Annotated in this window: 11 protein-coding genes; 8 read left to right on the forward strand and 3 right to left on the reverse strand. The window is 66.7% G+C overall.

Annotated elements, in window-relative coordinates:
• The first annotated feature begins 228 nt into the window (after positions 1 to 228).
• Together rpsL and rpsG are read left to right on the forward strand one after the other, a co-directional pair.
• Positions 229 to 600, forward strand: a complete 372-nt coding sequence (gene rpsL / locus ABJK40_RS16540) for a 30S ribosomal protein S12 (RefSeq protein WP_015440371.1) — start codon at positions 229 to 231, stop codon at positions 598 to 600.
• Between the two features lie 6 nt (positions 601 to 606).
• On the forward strand, positions 607 to 1083 hold the full coding sequence (gene rpsG / locus ABJK40_RS16545; RefSeq protein ID WP_348480098.1) for a 30S ribosomal protein S7: 477 nt from the start codon (positions 607 to 609) through the stop codon (positions 1081 to 1083).
• 137 nt (positions 1084 to 1220) lie between these two features.
• Here the strand turns inward: rpsG and ABJK40_RS16550 are convergent, their stop codons facing one another.
• On the reverse strand, positions 1221 to 1589 hold the full coding sequence (locus ABJK40_RS16550; RefSeq protein WP_348480097.1) for a hypothetical protein: 369 nt from the start codon (positions 1587 to 1589) through the stop codon (positions 1221 to 1223).
• Between the two features lie 25 nt (positions 1590 to 1614).
• On the reverse strand, positions 1615 to 2820 hold the full coding sequence (locus ABJK40_RS16555; RefSeq protein ID WP_348480095.1) for an amidohydrolase family protein: 1206 nt from the start codon (positions 2818 to 2820) through the stop codon (positions 1615 to 1617).
• Between the two features lie 142 nt (positions 2821 to 2962).
• Between ABJK40_RS16555 and ABJK40_RS16560 the strand changes: the two genes are divergently transcribed.
• From ABJK40_RS16560 to ABJK40_RS16575, 4 genes are all read left to right on the forward strand, one after another.
• The gene (locus ABJK40_RS16560) at positions 2963 to 3610 is read left to right on the forward strand and encodes a VOC family protein (protein ID WP_348480093.1); all 648 of its coding nucleotides are present in this window, start codon (positions 2963 to 2965) and stop codon (positions 3608 to 3610) included.
• A gap of 90 nt (positions 3611 to 3700) precedes the next feature.
• Positions 3701 to 4141: a CBS domain-containing protein gene (locus tag ABJK40_RS16565; RefSeq protein WP_348480092.1), complete on the forward strand. Its 441-nt coding sequence runs from the start codon at positions 3701 to 3703 to the stop codon at positions 4139 to 4141.
• Positions 4142 to 4173: 32 nt separating this feature from the next.
• A complete protein-coding gene (locus tag ABJK40_RS16570) occupies positions 4174 to 4815 on the forward strand; it encodes a DJ-1/PfpI family protein (RefSeq protein WP_348480091.1) in 642 nt (213 codons plus the stop codon).
• A 64-nt stretch (positions 4816 to 4879) separates the two neighbouring features.
• Positions 4880 to 5347 (forward strand): SRPBCC domain-containing protein, encoded by a 468-nt coding sequence (locus ABJK40_RS16575; protein WP_348480090.1) that lies wholly within the window; start codon positions 4880 to 4882, stop codon positions 5345 to 5347.
• Here ABJK40_RS16575 and ABJK40_RS16580 read toward each other — a convergent pair.
• Positions 5334 to 5942 (reverse strand): DUF998 domain-containing protein, encoded by a 609-nt coding sequence (locus ABJK40_RS16580; RefSeq protein WP_348480089.1) that lies wholly within the window; start codon positions 5940 to 5942, stop codon positions 5334 to 5336. The two genes, ABJK40_RS16575 and ABJK40_RS16580, sit on opposite strands and share 14 nt — an antisense overlap.
• 240 nt (positions 5943 to 6182) lie before the next feature.
• Between ABJK40_RS16580 and fusA the strand changes: the two genes are divergently transcribed.
• Together fusA and ABJK40_RS16590 are read left to right on the forward strand one after the other, a co-directional pair.
• The gene (gene fusA / locus ABJK40_RS16585; RefSeq protein WP_348480088.1) at positions 6183 to 8291 is read left to right on the forward strand and encodes an elongation factor G; all 2109 of its coding nucleotides are present in this window, start codon (positions 6183 to 6185) and stop codon (positions 8289 to 8291) included.
• Between the two features lie 69 nt (positions 8292 to 8360).
• Positions 8361 to 8582: GTP-binding protein (locus ABJK40_RS16590; RefSeq protein ID WP_348480087.1), on the forward strand; the 222-nt coding region annotated here is incomplete at its 3' end.

Here is an 8582-nt window from a genome sequence, read left to right on the forward strand (position 1 = left end):
GAGACTCACCGCGGTGGTTGGGCGCCGGCCGCCGGGGTGGGTCGAGTCGGGTTCGTCGAAGCGCGTTGCGCGATGTCGTGTGGCTCCGTAGCATTTCACGGTCCTCTCAGCGGGGAATCCCTTCGTGGGCCGCTGTACGGCGGGTGCGCATCCGGCGCATCCAACCCACCACATGTCGGCGAACGCCTACTGCGTCCGCCGGTCCCGATCGGAACGAGATTCCTTTTCATGCCAACCATCCAGCAGCTCGTCCGACAGGGACGCAGCTCGAAAGTCACCAAGTCGAAGACGCCGGCGCTCAAGGGCTCCCCGCAGCGTCGCGGTGTGTGCACCCGCGTGTACACCACGACCCCGAAGAAGCCGAACTCGGCACTGCGCAAGGTCGCTCGTGTCCGCCTGAACTCGGGCATCGAGGTCACGGCCTACATCCCGGGCGAAGGCCACAACCTGCAGGAGCACTCGATCGTGCTCGTTCGTGGGGGTCGTGTGCGCGACCTCCCCGGTGTGCGCTACAAGATCATCCGCGGCACGCTCGACGCCGTCGGCGTCAAGAACCGCAAGCAGGCTCGCAGCCGCTACGGCGCCAAGAAGGAGAAGTGACCCGAGATGCCTCGTAAAGGACCCGCACCCCGCCGCGATCTGGTCGCCGACCCGATCTACAAGTCCGTCGTCGTCACGCAGTTGATCAACAAGGTCATGCTGCACGGCAAGCGCAACGTCGCCGAGAAGATCGTGTACGACGCGATGGAGATCATCCAGAGCAAGCTCGAAGGCGAGGACATGGCGATCGACACGGTCAAGCGTGCGATCGACAACGTCAAGCCGCCCCTCGAGGTGCGCAGCCGCCGCGTCGGTGGCGCCACCTACCAGGTGCCCGTCGAGGTTCGCCCTCGCCGTGCGACCACCCTGTCGATCCGCTGGCTCGTGGACTTCGCCCGCAACCGTCGTGAGAAGTCGATGGCTCTCTGCCTTGCCAACGAACTGATGGACGCAGCCAACGGTCTCGGCGCCGCGATGAAGCGCCGCGACGACATGCAGAAGATGGCCGAATCCAACAAGGCCTTCGCCCACTATCGCTGGTGAGCGCCCGGCGCTGGTGAACTCCTGCGCCGGTCACGTCGTGGCCGGTTGAAGCAGGCCGACGTCGCCGACTCCAAACGATGAACACGAACGGAACTCCGGGCCGACGGCCCGGGGTTCCGTCGTTCGAGCGGGAGTGCTCAGAAGGGGAGGCCGGCGCCGACCCGCAGCGGAAGACCGATCGCAGCGATCGTTCTCCACAGGCTTCGCACCGCCAGGCACGTCGATCGGTGACCGGATCGCCTCGACGCTCGAGCGGACACCGCGAGTCCGACCGACACGGTCGCGCCGAAAGTGAGCCACAGCCATGGGATCGCCAGGCGGATGAGGAGAACGACGAGGAGGGCGACGGTGAGGACCCCGGCGATCGCCGATGCCGGACTCCACAACGTGTCGCGCTGGCGCCATGGCGCAACGTCCGCGACGCCACAACTGCAGGTCCTCGACGGCGGCTGCAGGTCCTCGGCCCGCTCGCCGGGTGAGCGCGCCGTCTCGTCGTGATCCGTCACGTTGTCCAGTCTGGCCGAGCTGTCGTCAGCCGCGACCCGAGGGGAGGCCGAACAGGGCGCGGGCGTTGTCGCCGGTGAACTTGGCCCGATCGTGGTCCGGGAACGACGCCACGAGGTCGTTGAGGTCGTGGACGTACTCAGGCGTGTGATCGGCGTGCGGGAAGTCCGACGCCCACAGGAACCGCTCCACTCCGAAGCGTTCGGCGAGCGAGGGGATCGTGCGTTCGTCGGGGTCGCAACTGATCCAGATGCGTTCGCGGAAGTAGTCGGAGGGCTTGTGCTCGAGCGGCACCCGTTCGCCGATGAACGTGTGGCCGTAGACGGCGTCGATCCGATCCAGCCAGTAGCCGATCCACCCGCCGCCGGACTCGAGCACGAGCACCTTGAGAGTGGGGAACTTGTCGAACACCCCGTAGTCGAAGAGGGTGGTGAACTGGTGGCGCACGCCGTCCGATGCCTGGACCGATGCGAGCAATCGCAACTGCTTCACGTTCTGCCAGTCACCCATCCGCGTCCCCTTCGTCCACTGCGGCTCGAAGGTCGGGTGGATCGCGAACGGGACATCGAGGTCCTGTGCCGCGGCGAAGACGGGATCGTGGGCGGGGTGGCCGAGAGGGAGCCCGGCGTGGGTGAACGGGCAGACGTAGGCACCCTTGGCGCCGGCGTCGACAGCACGTTCGAGCTCGCGTGCCGCGGCGAGCGGATCGCTGAGCGAGATGTGGGCGGTCGGCACGAGCCGCGGTGAACCGGCGCAGAATTCGGTGATCCACCGGTTGTACGCCGTGGTGTATGCCTGAGCCAGCGCCGGGTCGGTCACTTCGGCTTCCCAGAGCAACCCGACCGTCGTGTACAGGATTGCGATGTCGATGTTCTCGGCGTCGAGCATCGCCACTCGTTCACCGGCGTGCATCGTGCCGTACGGAGCTTCGGCGAGGTAGGTCCGCTCCGGGTCCTTCTGCATCGCCGCCAGATCGGGGTCGCCCATCGCGCCGAGGGTCGACGGCATCCCGTTCCTCGCCATGACCGAGCGTCGACCGTCGAGCTCGAGTTCCTCCAGCCCGTTCTCGTCGATCACGATCCGCAGCGCCCGGTCCCGGAACTTCGGGTCGATGTAGTCCTCCCACAGGGTCGGCGGTTCCAGGATGTGTCCGTCGGCGTCGACCGCTCCGTCGACGGCGATGCGATGCGTCTCGTGGAGCGCCTTGCGTGACTCGATGAAGGTCGTCGGCATCGAGTCATGTTCACCCACCGGGGTCCACGATCGTGAGTCGGAGTGTCCGGACGGCCTCGTCCGGAGCCACGGTCCGGCATCGCCGCCCGGCGATCGTCACGGCGATCGTCGTCGACGGAACGTCGGTCTGCGATCATCGGTGATGGCTGTCATCGACCATCTCGTGCTCGCGGTCCCCGATCTCCCGTCGGCGGTCGACTGGTTCGAGGACGCCACGGGGGTTCGCCCTGCGATCGGTGGTTCGCACGAAGGGCTGGGGACGCACAACGCGCTCGTGTCACTGGGGGAGTGTTACCTCGAACTCCTCGCTCCTGACCCCGACCAACCCGACCCGTCGACGTCGGGGACACCCCGCCCGTTCGAGCTCGACCGAGCACTCGCCGACGGTGGCGGGGCGATGGTGCTCGTCGGCTTCGCCGTTCGTCCCGACGACGGTGAGACCATCGACGACCTCGCGGACGCGATGTTCGACGCAGGTCACGACGTCGGCCCGTACGTCGACATGAGCCGGCTCGCTCCCGACGGTGGACGACTCGCATGGCGACTCACGATGCCGACGCAGCGCACGTTGCCGTTCCTCATCGAGTGGGGCGACACGCCGCGTCCGAACGTCACGCAGCCCGGTGGGGTCGAACTCGTCGAGGTCGCGATCGTCCATCAGCGACCCTTCGACGTGCTCGGGATCCTCGCCGCACTGTCCCTGGACATCACGGTCACGGAGCCGGAGCCCGGCGGCGCACCGGGGTTGCGCGCCACGTTGTCGGGCGATGCCGGAGAGGTCACCCTCTGAGGGTCGAGGACTGCGAGACGAAGCCCATGGCGCGACTTGCGTCGTTTCACGAATGCACTAGGTTGGGGCTCCCATCGAGAGGAGCACACCATGAACGTCCAGTCCATCCTGTCTTCCAAAGGGTCCGAGGTGGTCACGATCGCGCCGACGGCGACCCTCGCCGACGCAACGGCACTCCTGCGCGAGAAGGGCTTCGGTGCGCTCGTCGTGAGTGGCGACGGGTCCACGATCGACGGGATCGTGTCCGAACGTGACATCGTCCGGGCGCTCGCCCGTGACGGCGCCGCCACCCTCGACGCCGACGTCGCCAGCGTCATGTCGTCCGAAGTCTTCACGTGCAGGGCGAGTGATTCGATCGACAGCTTGATGTCGCTGATGACCGACCGACGGATCCGCCACCTGCCGACCGTCGACGACCGCGGCGCGCTCACCGGCATGATCTCGATCGGTGACGTCGTCAAGTCCCGCCTCGGGGAACTCGAGCGGGAGAACGACCAACTCCACGACTACATCCAGGGCAACGTCAGCTGACGCGCTCCACCCGGACGGCGTAGCTTGTCGACATGGCCCGGCTGCGTGACTTCGTTGCGGGGCTGATCGGCCGACCGTCCGGCGACCGACGTGGACGAGAGCTCGACCCACTGACCGGACGCGTCGCCGCCGACGGTGCACTGAGGATCGGCGTGCTGGTGTACCGCGGCGTGTCCAGCAGCGAGGTCGACGAACCGGTCGCGCGCCTCGCCGATCGGCTGCAAGCGGGTGTGGTGTTCGTGGGTGCCGCGGTCGGCCCGATCCATGCGGTCGAGCCGTCTCGTGCGATCCGGGTCGACTGCACCCCCGTCGACGCGCCGCACGTCGACGTCCTCGTGGTCCCCGGCGGACTCGGGTGGAAGCAGGTGATCGACGACCCGGCGACCCGGGCGTGGCTGACGACGGCAGCGCTCGAGGCGCGAGGAATCCTCGCGATCTCGACGGGCTCGCTGCTCCTCGCGTCGGTGGGCCGACTCGAAGGACGATCCGCCACGGGGCACTGGCTCGCCGAGGACGAGTTGGCGGCTCTCGGGGTCAACGTGTCGTCGATGCGCACCGCCTCCGACGACGGTGGTCGGGTCGTCACCGCATCGGGAGCACTCGCGGCGGTCCAGGTCGTCGACGGACTCGCCGATCAGGCGCGATGGGCGGAGTGGATGCCGGACGGGTCCTGAGGTCGATGTGGTGGTCCAGCCCGAGGCGTGTGTCGATCGGGACGCCACCGGGTACAGCGACACCATGAGTGACACAGCATCCTGCACCGTCGAACGCACCATTCCCGCACCGGCGCGAGCCCTCTTCGCGGTCCTGACCGATCCGAACCGCCACATCGATCTCGACACCTCGGGCTTCGTGACCGGACTCGATCATGGAGATCGTCTCCACGAGGTCGGCCAGAAGTTCACGATGAACATGACCGGTGACCACATGGGCGGCGACTACCAGACCGACAACTTCGTCAGCGCCTTCGACGACAACAAGATGGTCGGTTGGAAGACGGCGCCGGCCGGGACCGAGCCTCCGGGATGGGAATGGCTGTGGGAACTGCGCTCGGACGGCTCCGACCAGACCACCGTCACGCTCACCTACGACTGGAGCAAGGTCACCGATCAAGCCCTGTTGGACAAGGTCGGGTTCCCGCTCGTCAGCGAGACTCAGATGAGCGAGTCGGTGAGCAGACTCGCCGCCGCCGTCAACGCGACGTGACCCCGGCGCGCAGGCGGGCTCTGCCGTTCGCAGACGCAAGGGACGCGATCGCCGGAACGGAGGCGATGAGGAAGGTGTCGCCTGCCGTGAGGCCGATTCGCTGGAACAGCCCGCTCTGATCGACGACGAGGCTGGTGATCATCGATGCGCCCGCCGTGAGGGCGGCGACCGCTCCGAACATGGCGAGTCGGCGGTGTCCGGCCGCGACGAGGCCGGAGTGTGCGAGCACGGGAACGAGGGCCAGAGCCACGTAGCCCACGCCCGCGGCGGCGAGGTGGAGTGCATCGACGAGTGGCGAGTGGTCGAGCGGCGCGGCGGCGACGCCCAAGGTGGCGAGGCCCGCCGTGACGGCGGAGATCCACGCCGGCCCGTCGAGAGCTCGACGGATCGCGATGCCGTACACCGGTACCGCGATCCCGAACACGACCATACCGGTCGTCATCAGCGGGCGGGTGTCGGCACCGATCGCAGCCAGTCGGCTGATGGTGTCGTGGACGGGTGAGTACCGCCGGCCGGTGATGATGCCGCCGAGGGCCCATGCGCCGACGAACGCCGCCGGCCCGAGTACTCCCGTCCACGCCAACCGTCGAAGCACGTGGGCAACCTACCGTCGTGGCCGATACCCCACGGCCGCACCGATCATGGGTGATGGCCGTGCGGGGGCCGGGTACACGGACGGCATCGGTCACGCGCGGTTGGGGCGGGCAAAGCGCCGGTACACTCGGACGCCGTGTCCCCGCCTGTCTGGCTGGTCCCACGTTGTCAGCACCGGCCCGGATCGTCCGGATCGTCAGCCCCTTGAGAAGTAGAAGAAGAGTTCGGAGTCAGCATCAACATGGCCAAGCGTGAATTCCCCCTGAATCGCACCCGCAACATCGGGATCATGGCGCACATCGACGCCGGCAAGACCACCACGACCGAGCGCATCCTCTACTACACGGGCAAGAGCTACAAGATCGGTGAGGTCCACGACGGCGCTGCGACCATGGACCACATGGCCCAGGAGCAGGAGCGTGGCATCACGATCACCTCGGCGGCCACCACGTGCGTGTGGGACAACCACCGGATCAACATCATCGACACGCCGGGACACGTCGACTTCACCATCGAGGTGGAGCGCTCGCTGCGCGTCCTCGACGGTGCCGTCACCGTGTTCGACTCCGTCGCCGGTGTCGAGCCCCAGACCGAGACGGTCTGGCGCCAGGCGAACACCTACAAGGTGCCGCGTATGTGCTTCATCAACAAGATGGACCGCATCGGCGCCGACTTCTACCGGACCGTGCAGATGGTCATCGATCGTCTGCAGGCCGTGCCGCTCGTCATCCAGCTGCCCATCGGCGCAGGTGGCCCCGAGGCAGTGAAGGCCTACGAGGGTCTCGTCGACATCGTGCGGATGAAGGCACTCGTCTGGCGCAACGTCGACGAGAAGGACCTCGGCGCGACCTACGAGATCGAGGACATCCCGGAGGACATGGTCGGCCAGGCCAACGAGTACCGCGAAGCCATGATGGAGACCATCGCCACGCAGGACGAGGCCCTGATGGACGCCTACCTCGGCGGCGAGGAGATCTCCGAGGCCGACATCAAGGCGGCGATCCGCAAGGGCACGCTGGCGTTCGACTTCGTGCCGATCCTGTGCGGCTCGGCGTTCAAGAACAAGGGTGTCCAGCCGATGCTCGACGCCGTCGTCGACTTCCTGCCCAGCCCGCTCGACATCCCGCCGGCCCACGGCACCCTGATGAAGGGCGGCGAAGAGATCGACATGTACCGCGGCCCGGAGGACAAGGAGTTCGCCGCTCTGGCATTCAAGATCGTCGCCGACCCGTTCGGCAAGCTCACCTACTTCCGCGTGTACTCCGGTGAGATCAGCAAGGGCGAAGAGGTCTACAACTCGGTCAAGGAAGACCGCGAGCGCCTCGGCCGCATCCTGCTCATGCACGCCAACCAACGCGAGGACCTCGACGTGGCCATGGCCGGTGACATCGTCGCCGGGCTCGGCTTCAAGAACGTCACCACCGGCGACACGCTGTGCGACAAGGACCACCCGATCGTGCTGGAGCGCATGGAGTTCCCCGAGCCGGTCATCCACGTCGCGATCGAGCCGAAGACCAAGTCCGACCAGGAGAAGCTCGGCAAGGCCCTCAAGTCGCTCTCCGACGAGGACCCCACCTTCCGCATCCGCTCCGACCACGAGACCGGCCAGACCGTCATCTCCGGCATGGGCGAGTTGCACCTCGAAGTGCTCGTCGACCGCATGCAGCGTGAGTTCAGCGTGGAAGCCACCGTCGGCAAGCCGCAGGTCGCGTACCGCGAGACGATCACCAAGGAAGTCACCAACGTCGAGTACCGCCACATCAAGCAGTCCGGCGGTACCGGCCAGTACGCCGTGGTCAAGATCGACATGGCGCCCAACCCCGGTGGCGGCTTCGTGTTCGAGGACAAGATCACGGGCGGCAAGATCCCGCGCGAGTACATCAACCCGACCGCGCAGGGCCTCGAGGCGGCGATGGACAACGGCGTGCTCGCCGGCTACACCACCGTCGACGTCCGGGTGTCCCTCGTCGACGGTTCGGCGCACGACGTCGACTCCTCGGAGATGGCGTTCAAGATCGCCGGCCAGCAGGCCTTCCGCAAGGCGGCCGAGATGGCCAAGCCGGTCCTGATGGAACCGATCATGAAGGTCGAAGTCGTCACCCCCGAGGACTACATGGGCGACGTGATGGGCGACATCAGCAGCCGTCGTGGCCGCATCGGCCAGATGGAGGCCCGGGGCAACACCCAGGTCGTCAACGCCACGGTCCCGCTGTCGGAGATGTTCGGCTACTCGACCGACCTGCGCTCACGCACCCAGGGTCGGGCCACCTACACGATGCAGTTCGAGGAGTACCAGCAGGTACCCGCGGCCATCGCCGAAGAGATCGTCAAGCGCGTCCGCGGCGAATAGCCGCAGGCGATCGACCACCAGTTCCTTGAAAACCCACGAAGTCACGAAAGACAAGAGAGAAGTAGTGCAATGAGCAAAGCAAAGTTCGAGCGGGACAAGCCGCACGTCAACATCGGCACGATGGGTCACATCGACCATGGCAAGACCACCCTCACGGCTGCGATCTCCAAGACGTTGGCGGCTCGTGGGTTGGCGGAGTTCACGGATTTCGATGGGATCGACAAGGCGCCGGAGGAGAAGGCGCGTGGGATCACGATCTCGATTTCGCACATCGAGTACAACACCGAGAAT

This window comes from Ilumatobacter sp., from assembly GCF_039969435.1.
Classification (GTDB): Bacteria; Actinomycetota; Acidimicrobiia; order Acidimicrobiales; family Ilumatobacteraceae; genus Ilumatobacter_A.